1 protein-coding gene is annotated in these 322 nt (G+C 68.9%); it reads right to left on the bottom strand.

Going from position 1 to position 322, the window contains the following annotated elements; genetic code table 11:
• Positions 1-322 (bottom strand): FAD-dependent oxidoreductase (locus AC0L17_RS34710; protein ID WP_473519026.1); only part of this gene is annotated, 322 nt, incomplete at both ends.

Genomic DNA, 322 nt, shown 5'->3' with positions numbered 1-322 from the left:
TTCGCCCGGGAAGAACAGCCCGCGACGGAAGCGGCCGGCGAGATCGGGTTCCAGGAGCGCGATTTCGTCTTCGTCGATCCGCCGATGACCCGACGTGCGGCTTGCAAACCGGTCGAGTTCGCCCGCATCCCGCGGCGTTGCCAGAACGAGCGTTCCGGCCCGCGTGACATGACCCGGCAGGACCGCATCCCACCAGTCGGCGGCATCGCGTCCGAGATCCAGCACCGGCTGCTCGGCGCTTTCGTGCTCGCACCAGGGCGCCAGCATGCCGCCGGCCATCCATGATGCGTTGCCGCCAAGGCCATGCCGGGTCTCGGCAATG

The sequence above is a fragment of the Mesorhizobium sp. WSM4829 genome (assembly GCF_055811475.1).
This window is presented reverse-complemented; position numbering and strand designations above follow the sequence as displayed.